Origin of the sequence: Tepidiphilus succinatimandens (assembly GCF_006503695.1) — a bacterium.
GTDB classification, from domain to species: Bacteria; Pseudomonadota; Gammaproteobacteria; order Burkholderiales; family Rhodocyclaceae; genus Tepidiphilus; species Tepidiphilus succinatimandens.
This window is the reverse complement of the sequence record NZ_SBIK01000016.1, coordinates 53574-66795: the sequence shown is the minus strand read 5'-3', so window position 1 is coordinate 66795 and position 13222 is coordinate 53574. Positions and strand designations below refer to the sequence as shown.

The following is a 13222-nucleotide window of genomic DNA, read 5'->3' as shown; positions in this document are numbered from 1 at the left end:
TCACCACATCCCCCAGAAAGCCCTGGGACATGTCCCGCCCATCGAGGCCATGAAAAGATGGTACAAAGAAAAACCGGAACTTTTCATAAAAGTGCCACGCAATCGTCCGGGACCTGACAACTTCGTCAAGATCGATGGCGCCTTCATCCGCGGCATCGAGCACTCGAAGACCGACGAAGCGCTGGTGCGCAACCTCGCCCGCCTGTGCCACGATCTCGGCATCCAGACGGTGGCCGAATTCGTCGAGAGCCAGGAACTTCTGGAGCGGGTGCGCGAACTGGGAGTGACCCATGCGCAAGGGTATTACATTGGTCTTCCTCGGCCGGATCTCTTTCTGCCTGCAGGGGCGAATGCCGAGGGATGAATGTGCCCCGGCCAGGCGCCAGTGGATGGAGCCGCTGCGCGGCGGTTTCTGCGCCGGCGCTCAGGTCGAGGCATGCATCGTCTCTTCGGTGCGGGCCTTGCGCTCGCGCCAGATGAGATGCAGGTTGCGGGCGTAGATGAAAAGGCCCGTGAGCTGGCCGATGATGAAGACAGGATCGGCGCGGTAGATGGCGTAGGCAAGCAGCGTCGCCCCGCCAGCGAGGCTGAAGTACCAAAATGCTATTGGCATAACGCTTCGCCGCTGGCGTTCGCTCGCGAGCCACTGGACGAGAAAACGCATCGAGAAAAGCGCCTGACCGGTCAGGCCGATGCCGAGCCAGATGAGGTCGGGGTTCATCTTTGTTCTCCGTGCCGTGAAGGGTAGGGCAAGCGGCGACGGTGCAGCAGCCACCACACACCGAAGAGATCGACCAGACCGACCCAGAGGCGGTTGCCGATGCCGTATTTCGACGTGCCGTGCCGCCTGGGGCGGTGATGCACCGGCATCGAGACGACGCGTCCTCCTTCGCGTCGCACCAGCGCCGGCAGGAAGCGGTGGAAGTGGTCGAAGTAAGGCAGGCGCAGGAAGAGCTCGCGCCGGATGAGCTTTACGCCGCAGCCGCTGTCCGGCACGCCGTCGTGCAATAGCGCCGAACGGACCGCATTGGCGATGCGCGAGGATAGCCGTCGAATCCACGTGTCGTGGCGATCGACGCGGTGGCCGATGACCATGTCCGGTGGGTCTGACTCCTGCTGCACCAGGGTCCAGAAACGCCACAGGTCGGCCGGATCGTTCTGACCGTCGCCGTCGAGCGTGCCGATCCATGCTCCTTGTGCAGCGAGCGCCCCGGTGAGCAGCGCCGCGCTTTGACCGGCATTGCGCTCATGGCGCACCACGTGCCAGTTCGGCCCCTTCTGGGCGCAGAGGTCTTGCAGCACGGCAAACGTGTCATCGGTGCTCGCGTCGTCGACGAAGATCACCTCGAAGTCGAGCTTGCCGCCGAGCGCGGCTTGGATTTCGTCGGCGAGGGTGGCGACGTTGTCGCGTTCATTATGTACAGGAATGACGATGGAGAGGTCCATGAAGTTCACTCCGACGCGTCGTCGACGTCGTCGTTGGGTTGAAGGGTGGGGGATGAAGGATGGGAAAGCGCCGCGATTTCGCGGGCGGAGGCGATGAAGAGGATTTGTCCGCGATAGGGTTGCTGCAAGAGGGGCGCCGCGAACTCGGGGGGCGGCATGCCCTTGAACGTATCGATGAGGATCCCTTCGGGATGTTCCTTGGCCCAAACATGCAGCTCCGACCAGGAGATTTCCTCGATCGGTTGATTCAAACGGCCGTAGAAGTGGAATTGATCGTGATATTGACCCACGAACGCCACCGGACGCCCTTCGGCCTGGGCTTGGGCGATGAAGCGGCTCGCCGGGCGTACGTCGTAATAGGGGGCGGCGGCCCGGCCCAATCCCAGGGCGAGGATCGTGAGGAAGAGCCCCGTGCCGAGAGCAAAGGTTGGCAGCCAGGCCGAACGCGTGCGCCAAGGCAGGAGCCAACCGGTGATCGCCAGGGTGGCAAGCGCCGCCGCTGGCCAGGAAGGAAGGTTGGCCAGGAAAGGCGGCAGATGCGCTGGCGGGTGCAGGCGCAAGAAGACGAGGGCGGCGGCCGCCGCGAGCGGCAGCAGAACAGGCAGGCGATCGAGGCGGCTGGGGTGCTCGCCGTGCACGGCGAGTGCCCGCGCAAGCAGCAGGGACACGGCGGGGAAGAGCGGCAGGAGATAATGTGCCTGCTTGCCGCTGATGGCGCAGAAGGCGAGGAAAGAAATTCCTGCCCACGCCAGGAGAAAACGCAGCGCCGGCTCGCGCAGGGGGCGCAGACGCGCGAGCGCACGCCAGGCGCTCGGCCACAGCGTCCAAGGTGCGAGCAGGAGCGGCAAGAGCGGCAGGTACCACCACCAAGAGCGGCGGTGGGCGAAGGATTCGACGATGCGCCCGGCGCTTTGCCCCCAGAAGATCATGTGGGCATACTCCGGGCCGCCGCGGATCGCCGCCGGCACCGCCCAGGTGAGGGCGATGGCCGCGCCACCCAGGGCGGCGAGCGCCAAACGTCGGTACCAGCGACCGGGCAGCCCCGCTTCCGGCCGCCACCAGGGCCACAGCAGTGCCGCCGGCAGCACGTGCAGCAGCACCACCGGCCCTTTGGCGAGTACGCCCAGACCGATGCCGGCGCCCACCCATAGCCAAGCACGTCTCTGGCCTCGAGCGGCATCCCATAGGCCGTTCATCGCCAGCAGCACGCAGGCGGCGAGCAAGGTGTCGAACATCACGGCCGCCGTGAACACAGCCCACAGTCCCGTTCCGAGCAGGATCGTACCGGCCCATCCACCGAGCGCCGGCGTCTCCGGCCACAGGCGGCGGGCGAGACGGGCGGTGAGGAGCACTCCGGCAAAGGAGAGGCTGGCGCTCGCCACCCGCGGCCACCAGTCGTTCACCCCGAAAATGGCCCAGCCTGCGTGGAGTATCCAGAAGAGCAGCGGCGGCTTGTGGTGATAGGGGTGTCCGTTCAAATAGGGTACGAGGAAGTCGCCGCGGGCGAACATCTCCCAGGCCACGCCGAGGTAGCGCGTCTCGTCGATGGGAATGAATGGCAAGGCGTAGAGAAAGGCGAAGGTGAGCAAACCGATGCCGGCGAGCCAGGTCAAAACATAAAAAGGGATCGAATGGCCTGCTGCAGCCGCTGGCGATGGTTTTTCGAGAGGACCGCAGGGAAAGATCGTCGGGGAAGCGGGCATGCTGCGTAGGGAGGCGTTCGTGGAGGCGCCATGATAGGCGCAGCCACGTCAACGCGGTGTGAAGGTGTCGAGGGAACGGAGCCCTCCTGTGCCCTCGATCGACAACTCTCCTATAATGAGTCGCCATGGACGTTTTGCTCATCGAAGACAATCCCGATCTGGCGGGTAATATCGTAGATTATCTCGAATCGCGAGGACACCGCGTCGATCTGGCGCGCGATGGCCTCAGCGGCCTGCATTTTGCCGCCAGCAAGGCGTTCGACGCCATCGTGCTCGATCTGGGCTTGCCCGGCATCGACGGCGTCGAGCTGTGCCGGCGCCTGCGAGAGGAAGGCCTTGCCACCCCCATCCTCATGCTCACCGCCCGTGGTGAGCTCGATGACAAGGTGCTCGGCCTCGAAGCCGGGGCCGACGATTACCTCGTCAAGCCGCTGTCGCTGCGCGAGCTCGAAGCGCGCTTGCGTGCGCAAGTGCGCCGCGCCGCCGGAGGGTTGGAGCAGCAACGCTTGCAAGTGGGAGATCTGCTGCTCGACGAGCGCACCCGGCAGGTATCGCGACAGGGGCGCCGGATCGCGCTGGCACCTTTGGATTATCAATTGCTGCGCCTGCTGATGCGTGCCTCACCCGCCGTGCTGCCGCGCGAGCGCCTGGAATCCCTGCTGTGGGGGGATGATCCGCCCGACAGTGACGCCTTGCGCGCCCACATCCACCGCCTACGGCTGGCGATCGACCGTCCCTTCGACGTCCCCTTGCTGCACACGGTGCCGCACGTGGGCTACCGGCTGGCCGTGCCCGATGAAGCAGAAACGTCCTCCTAGCCTGCGCCTGCGGCTCATCGCCGCCTTCGTCTTTCTTGGCGTAGCCTTGGGGCCCCTGGTGTCGGGCGCCATGCTCTGGGTGAGCTATACCCTGGAAGAGGAAGCGGTAAAGGCGACGGTGCAGGAGCGGTTGCAGCACCTCTTGAGCACCCCGGAGCATTACGTCCTGCGCGAGCATCCCCGCCATCCCAAGGTCTATGTTTTGTCCTCGTTCGAACTCGAGGGCGTGCCGGATCGCATTTTTTCCCGCGCCGACGGAATCCATGAATTCGAACTGGGGCACCGGGCCTGGATCGTCGGGCTGGCGAGCCTCGGCGACGGGCGGCGTTACGCCGTGCTCGAGGACATCTCCAGCATCGAACGGCGCGAATGGGTGAGCGTGTTCATCGTGCTCGGCGGCGCGGCTTTTTCCGGCTATGTCGCGCTGTGGTTCGGTTTCTACTTTTCACGCCGGCTGCTCGCGCCGCTCACCCGGCTCGCCGGGCGCCTGGGCGAGGCGAACGATCTCGCCGCCGAGGTGCGGCTCGCCGAAGAAGGGCTGGACGAAGAGGTGCTGGTGCTGGCGCGAGCGCTCGACGAGTATCGCTGGCGCATGTCCGAGCTGCTGGCCCGAGAGCGGGAATTTTCCGCCGACGCAAGCCACGAGCTGCGCACGCCGCTTACCGTGATCCGTCTGGCGGCGGAGCTTCTCGCCGAGGATGCGGCGCTGTCCGAGCGTTCGCGCCGTGCCTTGGTGCGCATCGAACATGCGAGTGCACGGATGGCCGAGACGATCGAGACGCTGCTGATGCTCGCGCGCGAACCGGAAGCGACCAAAGAGGAGTTCGACGTCGTCGACGTGGCCCGTGAGGCGCTGGCGCACATCGAATTCTTCGCCGAAGGATCGGAGATCACCTTGGAGCTGCTCGTCTTGGCCCATCCTCTCGTCCATGGATCCCCGGCGGCGCTCTCCGTCATCGTCGCCAATCTCGTGCGCAACGCGATCCAGCATGCACAGTGCCACCGCATCACGGTGCGCATCGAACCGGACCGGCTGTGCGTCGAGGATGACGGGATCGGCATGCCGCAAACCGCGGATGGGGCGAGCGGTGGTCGCGGCCTGGTGATGGTGCGCCGGCTGTGCGAACGGGAAGGGTGGGAGCTGCGCTCGAGCGCTCGCGAGGCCGACGGTCGGGGAACGAAAATCGAGGTGGTCTTTTTCAGGCCCTTTGCCGATGAACCTCGTTCATCATAGAACCTTGAGCAGATCGGCGCGCAGCTGTTCCGCCCTTCTTCTTCCTTCCGCGCTTTCCTGGATCAGCCGAAACCATTGTCCATAGAGCGCGCGCAGCTCTTCGTGCGATTGGGCTGCGGCAATCTCGTCGATGAGCGAGAGATGGATGATTGGGCCGCGGCAAAAGGCCTTGATGGTGTTGATCATGAAATGACGCGCCATGTCCAGTTCTTCGGGGTTACGCGGTTCTGGAAGCGGACGGAAATCGGTGAGGGAGGGGAGTCTGTCTTGGCGGGTGATTGCCTCGTTTTCGCCTTTGAGGCCGACGAGCTCGATGTAGCCTTCTTCTTCGAGGTGACCGAGGACGTTGGAGAGATCGTCGGTCGACGCGAGTTCGCGCAGCTCTTCCACGGTCCGCTTGCCGTCGACCATGATGAGAATACGACGCTGGCGCGGCGTCAATTTTCCCGAACGGTGCTGAACTTCATCTACCCCTTTGGGCGTCTTGCGGAAAACGGCTCTGCTGGGCATAGGGAAATTCTCTTATGGTTGAATCATCATGATTCATCTTAACCAAAACCAAAAACATAGGCAAGAAAAAGCCCCTGTCAGGGCAGGGGCTTCGATCGTAAAAAACGAAGACTCAGCGCGAAATCGGTTTGTAGCGCACGCGCCGCGGACGGGCGGCGTCTTCGCCGAGACGCTTTTTCTTGTCCTCTTCGTACTCGTGGAAGTTGCCTTCGAAGAAGGTCCACTGCGAGTCGCCCTCGGCCGCGAGGATGTGGGTGCAGATGCGGTCGAGGAACCAGCGGTCGTGGCTGATGACGAGCGCGCAGCCGGGGAATTCGAGCAGCGCTTCTTCCAGGGCACGCAGCGTTTCCACGTCGAGGTCGTTGGAGGGTTCGTCGAGCAGCAGCACGTTGCCGCCCTGGATGAGCGTCTTGGCCAGATGCAGCCGCCCGCGCTCGCCGCCCGAGAGCTTGCCTACGGGCTTTTGCTGGTCCGCTCCCTTGAAGTTGAAGCGGCCGAGGTAGGCGCGGCTGGGCATCTCGAAGGCGCCGACCTTGAGGATGTCGAGCCCCCCGGAGACTTCCTCCCATACCGTCTTGTTGGGGTCTAGCCCTTCGCGGGACTGATCCACGGCGGCGATCTTCACCGTCGGACCGATCTCGATGGTGCCGGAATCGGGCTGTTCCTTGCCAAGGATCATGCGAAAGAGGGTGGATTTGCCCGCGCCGTTGGGGCCGATGATGCCCACGATCGCTCCCTTGGGCACAGAGAAGGAGAGATCGTCGATGAGGAGCCGATCCCCGAAGCCTTTGCTCACGTGGTGGAATTCGATCACCTTGTCGCCGAGCCGCTCGCCGGGTGGGATGAAGATCTCCTGCGTCTCGTTGCGGCGCTGGTATTCGATGGAGGAGAGTTCCTCGTAGCGCGCCAGACGCGCCTTGGATTTCGCCTGCCGCCCTTTGGGGTTCTGGCGCACCCATTCGAGTTCTTGCTTCATCGCCTTGAGGCGGGCGGCTTCCGCCTTGGCTTCCTGCTCGAGGCGCTTTTCTTTCTGTTCCAGCCACGAACTGTAGTTGCCTTTCCAGGGGATGCCCTCGCCGCGGTCGAGTTCGAGGATCCATTCGGCGGCGTTGTCGAGGAAGTAGCGATCGTGCGTGACGGCCACCACCGTGCCGGGGAAGCGCACGAGGTACTGCTCGAGCCACTCGACCGATTCTGCGTCGAGGTGGTTGGTGGGTTCGTCGAGCAGCAGCATGTCGGGCTTGGAGAGCAGGAGCTTGCACAGCGCCACGCGCCGTTTTTCGCCGCCGGAGAGGTTCGCGATCTTGGCGTCCCACGGCGGCAGGCGCAGCGCGTCGGCGGCGATCTCCATCTGGTTTTCGAGGTCGGTGCCGGCGCTGGCGAGGATGGCCTCGTATTTGGCCTGCTCTTCGGCGAGTTTCTCGAAGTCGGCGTCGGGCTCGGCATAGGCGGCGTAGATTTCCTCGAGCTTTCGCCGCGCCTCGACGAGCTCACCCAGCCCTTCTTCGACTTCCTCGCGCACGGTCTTTTCCGGGTCGAGCTGGGGTTCCTGCGGCAGGTAGCCGATGCGGATGCCGGGCTGCCATTGCACTTCGCCGTCGTATTCCTTGTCGACGCCGGCCATGATGCGCAGCACGGTGGATTTGCCCGCGCCGTTGAGGCCCAGCAGGCCGATCTTGGCCCCGGGGAAGAAGGAAAGGGAGATGTCCTTGATGATGTGGCGCTTCGGGGGGACGACCTTGTTCACCCGAAGCATGGACATGACATACTGAGCCATGACACTCCTACGAAATTACGGTTCAATGGGCCATTGTACCCGAAACGCCGGCGGGGGTTTCCGCAACACTCGGTACAGCCGGCTTGGCGGCCTGTTCCTCGGGCGGGGCGTTGTCGGGCAGATAGGCGATGATCTGGCACAGGACTGCGGCCAGGTAGGGAATCGCTTGCAGCATGAGGATGGAGAGCCAGAGCTTGACTTCCAGGTCGAGCAGTCCCCGCTTGGCCACGAGTACGGCCGCGCCGATTAGGATCGCCGCGAGCAGGCCGAGTTCCTCGCGGATGGGACCGAAGAAGGCGAAGGTTCCCTTGGCGCGCCAGCCTTTGGGAGTGCGCACGAAGGTGCCTTTCTTCTGGAAGAGCCCGGCGAAGACGCCGCGCGCGATGGTGTGCGCGAGTCCCACGGAGAGGATGGAAGCGCCTAGGATGTCGATCCAGCGCGTGTGCATGGTGCGGCGATAGAGGACGGGCCCGAGGGCGGTCTTGAAGGCCATGAATCCGAGTACGGGCATGGCGAGCGAGGCCACCGGCAGGGCAAAGGTCTTGGGAAAGTGGATCATGCCCAGCGTCCAGTAGATGGAGGCGAGCGCGAAGACGAGGTGCAGCGCGTCGCCAAACCAGGCGAACCAGCCGGTGAGGAAGTGGTAGCGCTGGGCGAAGTTCAGCTTCGAGGGCTGTAGCCCCAGGAGCTTGGGCAGGTGGGCCTTGAGGATCTGCATCGCACCGAACGCCCAGCGGAAGCGCTGCGACTTGATGGCGGCGAAGTCCGACGGCGTGAGCCCGCGACCGAAGATGTGATCGACATAGCGGGTTTCGTAGCCGAGCTCGATCAGGCGCAGGCCGAGTTCGGTATCCTCGCAGATGCACCATTCCGACCAGCCGCCGACTTCCTCCAGTGCCCGGCGGCGGATGAGCGTCATCGTGCCGTGCTGGATCAAGGCGTTGCGCTCGTTGCGGTGGTGCATGCCGATGCGGAAGAACCCTTCGAACTCCCAGTTGCACATGCGCTGGAAGAAGCTGTGCTCGAAGTCGCGGTGCGCCTGCGGGGCTTGCACCACGGCCACCTGGGGGCTGTCGAGGAAGTGCGGCACGAGGCGGGCGAGCCAGTCGGGTTCGACGACGTAGTCGGCATCGACCACGCCGACGATCTCGGCACGCGGATCCGTCTGCTTGAGGGCGAAATTGAGCGCCCCGGCCTTGAACCCGGGCCACTTCGGCAGGTGGAAGAAGCGAAACCGCGGCCCGAGCGTGGCGCAGTGCGCTTCCACCGGCTTCCATAGGGCTTCGTCAGTGGTGTTGTTGTCGACGACGATCACCTCGTAGTTGGCGTAATCGAGCCGGGCGAGCGAGTCGATGGTGGCGATCACCATCTCGGGCGGTTCGTTGTAGCAGGCGAGGTGAATGGAGACGAAAGGCTGCTGCTCGGGCGGCAGCGGCTCACGGGGGGTGAAGCGCCGGCGCCATTGCCGCTTGAAGAGCACCTCGCCGAACTCGAACCCGTGTGACAGCAGCACGGCGATGGTCATGAGGGTGGCGACGATGAGAAAGACGAGGCCGACGAGGTCGCCGCGCGAGAGGTAATAATCCTTGGGCAGATAGACGCCGACTACGAGCACGGCCGCGGAGAGCTGCACCAGCCCCATGAGCCACAGGCGCCCGAGCACGTTCCAGCTGCCGAGGGCAAAGGCGATGAGGAACATGGGAACGGCCGCGATCGCCACCGCCAGGCGCGCCTTTTCTTTCCAGCGCACGTCGCGCACGATGAGGCCGTCGAGGGGGTACTTGAGATGGCGGTCGGCGTCGAACACGCCCCAGTAGGCGCCGGCCCAGCCTTCGACGGCCACTTTCCACGGCTGGTCGAACGCTTCCATGATGTAGTAGTCGAGGAAGGCGGAGCGCGGGTCGGCAAGGAAGCCGCGCACGAAGCGGGCGGCGTCTTCTGAGGCGGCACGCGCGTATTCGTCGCCGCCCATGAGGTTGGGCATCACCTCACCCCTGGTGGGCCAGCCGATCTCGCCAATCACGATGGGTTTTTTGGGGAACTTCTGCCGCAGCTCTTCGTAGCGGCTGAAGGCGTATTCGAGCGCGCGGGCCGAGGAGATGCCTTCGTGGTAGGGCAGCAGGTGCACCATGAGGTAGTCGACGTGGTCGACCAGCTCGGGGTTGGCGAGCCAGACGTGCCAGGGCTCGGCGGTGGAGACCGGCGGACGTTGCCCCTTGCGGAACTGGCGGCGGATGTCGGCGCGCACGCGGTCGAGATGGGCGGCCATTTCCTGGACCGTCATTTCCTTGCGCAGCAGGGCTTCGTTGCCCACCACGATGCGTTCGATGTTCTTGTGTTTCTTGAGGAGAGCGAGCCCAGTGGCGATCTCGCGCTCGGAGAGTTCCTTGTCGGCCGACACCCACAGGCCCATGGCCACCTTGAAGCCTTTCTCTTCGGCCAGAGGATAGATGGCGGGGACGTCGGTGACGCCGTAGGTACGGATGCGGTGGGTGTAGTTGCTCAGGATGTCGAGGTCTTCGGCCACCTGCTCGGGCGTGGGGTATTTCTTCTCCAGGGGTGACTGGTCGCGACGGAAGGGGGTGTAGGCAAAGCCGCCGATCTCGCCCGAGACGCCGGGCATGGTGTCGACGCGCACCTGCCATTGCCACAGCTTGAAGGTGCCGAACATCACGAGCAGGGTGAGGAAGAGGGCGACGAGCCCCCGCCAGAAGAGATGGAGTTTTGCGCTCACTGCACCGATCCGTCGTACGGGAGGATAACGGCGAATTTTACGGCTTCCCGTGCGGAATTGGCCGAGACGATGAGAAAATGTTTGTTTCCTGGCGAATGCGAAAGACGAACGGGATGACGAAGAAGAGCAGATGGCGTGCGCTGGCGCGCGGCTGGTTCGTGGGGGCGATCCTGCTGGGACTCGCCTGCCTGTGGGTGCGCTTCGGCTGGCTCGAGGCGCAGCTCGCACCGGCGGCCTGCGGCGGGACGTGGGTGCCCGGCGGGGGCTTTGCCTGCGCGGCCAAGTTCCTGCTGGTTCAGGCTTTTCTCGAGGAGCGCATCGGCTGGGTGGCGGTGCTGTGCGCGGCGCTCGCCCAGGTCTATGGGTCGCGGCGCTGGGCGGTGGCGGCGCTGTGGCTCGGCGTGGCGGCCACGGTCTTCTATGCCGCCACGCCGGGGGTCATCGCGGCGCTATGGGTCTTGCCGCGGCTGTGGTTCGATGCGCCGCGTGGATGGCGCGCGCAAACGTCATCGCTGTGAGGCCCCACAGCAGCGCCTGGCCGTTGCCCGGTTCTTCCAGCCAGCGGTAGAGGCCGAAGGCGAAGAGGATCCAGGCCCAGAGGCGCTCTTCGGCGGAGACGGGCCAGGCGCGGCGCCAGGCAAAGAGCGCGAGCGGCAGGTAGAGCGCGGTGGGGAAGTCGCGGTAGCGGCCGTCGACCACGAGCCAGACCGAGGCCACGGCGGCGCCAAAAAGCACGAGCCGCAGCGCGAGCGCGACGGACTTGGCCGCCTCGGGCCGGGTCGGCAAGCTCGGCGCCACGGCAAGCCGCGCGGCGACGAGGATCGAGGCGATCCCGATCACCCCCAGTACCGCCCATTCCACGGCGTCGCGGTAGGCGAGCAAGGCGTGTTCCCACTGCCACATCGCGATGAGCCCCAGCACGGCGCCCGCGAGCGCATGCCATGCGTGCTCGCGTCCGCTCACAGCCCTTGGCGCGGCCAGGAGGAGCAGCAGCGCGGCACCCATGCCCGCCCAGGCGAGCACCGGCCAGAAGGATTCACGCTCGGCGATCGGCCCGGTGAGGGGGAATTTGGGCGCGAGCGACGTGTCGAGCATGCCCCAGTGACCGCCCACGGTGCCTTCGAGCCAGCGCTTCCAGGGCTGGTCGACCGCTTCGATGAAGTTGTACTGCCAGCCGCGGCGCTCCGCCAGTGCCAGGAACTCGCGCACGTAGCGCGCCTGGTTGACGCGCGAAGGAATCGCCCCTTCGCGCTGGCGCCCGGCGCTGGGCCAGCCGGTCTCGCCGATCACCACCGGCTTGGTGAGCAGGGTGCGGGCGAGCATCCTGATGCGCACGAGATGATCGATCGCCGCTTCGATCGGCTGCGGCCGGTCTTCCCAGTAAGGAAGGATGTGGATGGTGGCGCGGTCGACGTGCGGTTCGAGCGCAGCGCGATGACGCAACCAGAATTCCCAGACGTCGGCGTAGGTCACCGGTACGCGGCTGCGCGCATGGGCTTCTTCCAGCCATCGCCCCATCGCCTCCGGGCTTTGCTCGCGGCGCAGCAGCACCTCGTTGCCGACGATGAGCATCGTGACGACGTCGGTGTTGGCGTTGGCTACGTCCAGTGCGCGCTCGAGCTCGCGGCGGTTCTTCTCGTCGTCGCGCCCGATCCAGGCCCCGAGGAGCACGGTGAGCCCGAGTTCGCGCGCCACTTCGGGAACCTGATCCAGCCCCTGGTCGACCGAGTAGGTGCGCACGCAGCGCGTCACGGCGGCGAGGGCGCGCAGATCGGTGGCGATCTCTTCCCGGGTGAGACGCAGGTCTTCCTTGAACGGGGTGTAGCCGTCGCGGTAGTAAGGGGCGTAGGAGACGCACTGCATGCGCGGGTCGGCGAGCGGCGAGGAGGGAAGTTCCACGGGACGGCTCTCGCGCCAGTACCAGCCGAGCATCGCCAGGAGCACGAGCGCCGTCAGAACGAAGAGCAGCCTCGAGGGGGCAGAGGAAGGGGCAGGCATGCTTCAGGCGCAGAGGAGTTCGTCGTAGGAGCGCGCATCCAGCAGCGCCGGCATGGAGGCGCCGTCGTCGGGCAGCAGTTGCACGAGCCAGACTTCGTAGGGGGCTTCGTTGAGCCGCTCGGGCCGCTCGCGGGCTTCTTCGTTCACCGCGACCACGGTGGCGGGAAAGGGGCAGAGGATCTCGGAGGCGACCTTGACCGATTCGACCACCGCGAGCACGTCGCCGGCTTCCAGGTGTTGACCGGGCTCGGGCAGTTGTACATAGACGATGTCGCCGAGCTCGCGCTGGGCGTGATCGGTGATGCCCAGCGTGAAAGCGCCGCCGTCTTCGCGGCGCAGCCATTGGTGCGAGGGCAGGTAGAATCGGTCGTGGGGCGTGGGATTCATCGCAGGCTCCGTGGCAGACGGCAGGGGCGCCAAATTAGCATCAAGCGCCGAAACGGGCAAGGAAATTTTTCCGTGGACGTCTAGCCAAAGCGGGAGAAACCGGGTAAGGTGACGGACGCGCCGGTCTGTGCCGACGTGCACCATTTGACAGCGGAAAGGAAAGATCATGAATCAGGCAGCAAAAGCGGGCGATACCGTCCAGGTCCATTACACCGGCAAGCTCGACGACGGTTCGGTGTTCGACAGCTCCGCCGGGCGCGACCCGCTCGAATTCACCGTCGGCTCCGGACAGGTGATTCCCGGCTTCGAACAGGCCGTGGAAGGCATGGCCGTGGGGCAGACGAAGACCGTCACCATCCCGGCGGCCGAGGCCTACGGCGATCGCGTGGCCGAGGCGGTGCTGCAGGTGCCGCGCGAGCAGCTGCCGCCGGATCTCGAACCGGAAGTGGGGCAGCAGCTGGTGATGCAGTCGCGCGACGGTCGGCAGATCCCCATCGTCGTCGTGGAAGTGACCGAAGATTCGATCACCATCGACGCGAACCACCCGCTTGCTGGGCGCGACCTCACTTTCGAGATCGAGCTCGTTTCCGTTCACTGAACGAAAGGCTCCGGGCG

13 protein-coding genes are annotated in these 13222 nt (G+C 65.2%); 5 read left to right on the top strand and 8 right to left on the bottom strand.

The features are described from left to right. Nucleotides 1–364, top strand: a 364-nt coding sequence (locus EPD82_RS10105) for an EAL domain-containing protein (RefSeq protein WP_141056574.1), incomplete at its 5' end; no start/stop codon positions are given. 60 nt (nucleotides 365–424) lie between these two features. Here EPD82_RS10105 and EPD82_RS10100 read toward each other — a convergent pair. Genes EPD82_RS10100 through EPD82_RS10090 form a run of 3 tightly spaced genes read right to left on the bottom strand, consistent with a single transcriptional unit; the run spans nucleotide 425 to nucleotide 3059 of the window. Further along, nucleotides 425–721, bottom strand: coding sequence for a lipid-A-disaccharide synthase N-terminal domain-containing protein (locus EPD82_RS10100; protein ID WP_141056573.1), 297 nt, complete (start codon nucleotides 719–721; stop codon nucleotides 425–427). After that, entirely contained in the window at nucleotides 718–1446 is a 729-nt protein-coding gene (locus tag EPD82_RS10095) for a glycosyltransferase family 2 protein (RefSeq protein WP_141056572.1), read from the bottom strand. Before EPD82_RS10095 ends, EPD82_RS10100 begins: the two co-directional genes overlap by 4 nt. Before the next feature lie 5 nt (nucleotides 1447–1451). Next, nucleotides 1452–3059 (bottom strand): ArnT family glycosyltransferase, encoded by a 1608-nt coding sequence (locus tag EPD82_RS10090; RefSeq protein ID WP_055422786.1) that lies wholly within the window; start codon nucleotides 3057–3059, stop codon nucleotides 1452–1454. A gap of 215 nt (nucleotides 3060–3274) precedes the next feature. Between EPD82_RS10090 and EPD82_RS10085 the strand changes: the two genes are divergently transcribed. Next, nucleotides 3275–3967 (top strand): response regulator transcription factor, encoded by a 693-nt coding sequence (locus EPD82_RS10085; RefSeq protein WP_055422785.1) that lies wholly within the window; start codon nucleotides 3275–3277, stop codon nucleotides 3965–3967. Then, nucleotides 3945–5201: a sensor histidine kinase gene (locus EPD82_RS10080; protein WP_055422784.1), complete on the top strand. Its 1257-nt coding sequence runs from the start codon at nucleotides 3945–3947 to the stop codon at nucleotides 5199–5201. Before EPD82_RS10085 ends, EPD82_RS10080 begins: the two co-directional genes overlap by 23 nt. Here the strand turns inward: EPD82_RS10080 and EPD82_RS10075 are convergent. The 3 genes from EPD82_RS10075 to EPD82_RS10065 form a co-directional block, all read right to left on the bottom strand. Beyond that, nucleotides 5196–5711, bottom strand: coding sequence for a hypothetical protein (locus EPD82_RS10075; RefSeq protein ID WP_055422783.1), 516 nt, complete (start codon nucleotides 5709–5711; stop codon nucleotides 5196–5198). The genes EPD82_RS10080 and EPD82_RS10075 overlap by 6 nt on opposite strands. A 112-nt stretch (nucleotides 5712–5823) precedes the next feature. Beyond that, complete coding sequence (gene ettA, locus EPD82_RS10070) at nucleotides 5824–7488, bottom strand: energy-dependent translational throttle protein EttA (protein WP_055422782.1); 1665 nt, start codon at nucleotides 7486–7488, stop codon at nucleotides 5824–5826. A 22-nt stretch (nucleotides 7489–7510) separates the two neighbouring features. Further along, nucleotides 7511–10159 carry a glycosyltransferase gene (locus EPD82_RS10065; protein ID WP_082438348.1) on the bottom strand — a complete coding sequence of 883 codons (2649 nt, stop codon included), beginning with the start codon at nucleotides 10157–10159 and terminating at the stop codon, nucleotides 7511–7513. 176 nt (nucleotides 10160–10335) lie between these two features. On the opposite strand from EPD82_RS10065, the gene EPD82_RS10060 reads away from it, so the two are divergent. Continuing rightward, nucleotides 10336–10740 (top strand): hypothetical protein, encoded by a 405-nt coding sequence (locus tag EPD82_RS10060; protein ID WP_055422780.1) that lies wholly within the window; start codon nucleotides 10336–10338, stop codon nucleotides 10738–10740. On the opposite strand, the gene EPD82_RS10055 is transcribed toward EPD82_RS10060, so the two are convergent. Further along, nucleotides 10661–12220 (bottom strand): glycoside hydrolase family 17 protein, encoded by a 1560-nt coding sequence (locus EPD82_RS10055; protein ID WP_206202272.1) that lies wholly within the window; start codon nucleotides 12218–12220, stop codon nucleotides 10661–10663. The genes EPD82_RS10060 and EPD82_RS10055 overlap by 80 nt on opposite strands. 3 nt (nucleotides 12221–12223) lie before the next feature. Next, on the bottom strand, nucleotides 12224–12607 hold the full coding sequence (locus EPD82_RS10050) for a glycine cleavage system protein H (RefSeq protein ID WP_141056570.1): 384 nt from the start codon (nucleotides 12605–12607) through the stop codon (nucleotides 12224–12226). A gap of 166 nt (nucleotides 12608–12773) precedes the next feature. Here EPD82_RS10050 and EPD82_RS10045 point away from each other — a divergent pair, with 166 nt between their 5' ends. Beyond that, the gene (locus tag EPD82_RS10045; protein ID WP_141056569.1) at nucleotides 12774–13205 is read left to right on the top strand and encodes an FKBP-type peptidyl-prolyl cis-trans isomerase; all 432 of its coding nucleotides are present in this window, start codon (nucleotides 12774–12776) and stop codon (nucleotides 13203–13205) included. The last annotated feature ends 17 nt before the right edge of the window (nucleotides 13206–13222 follow it).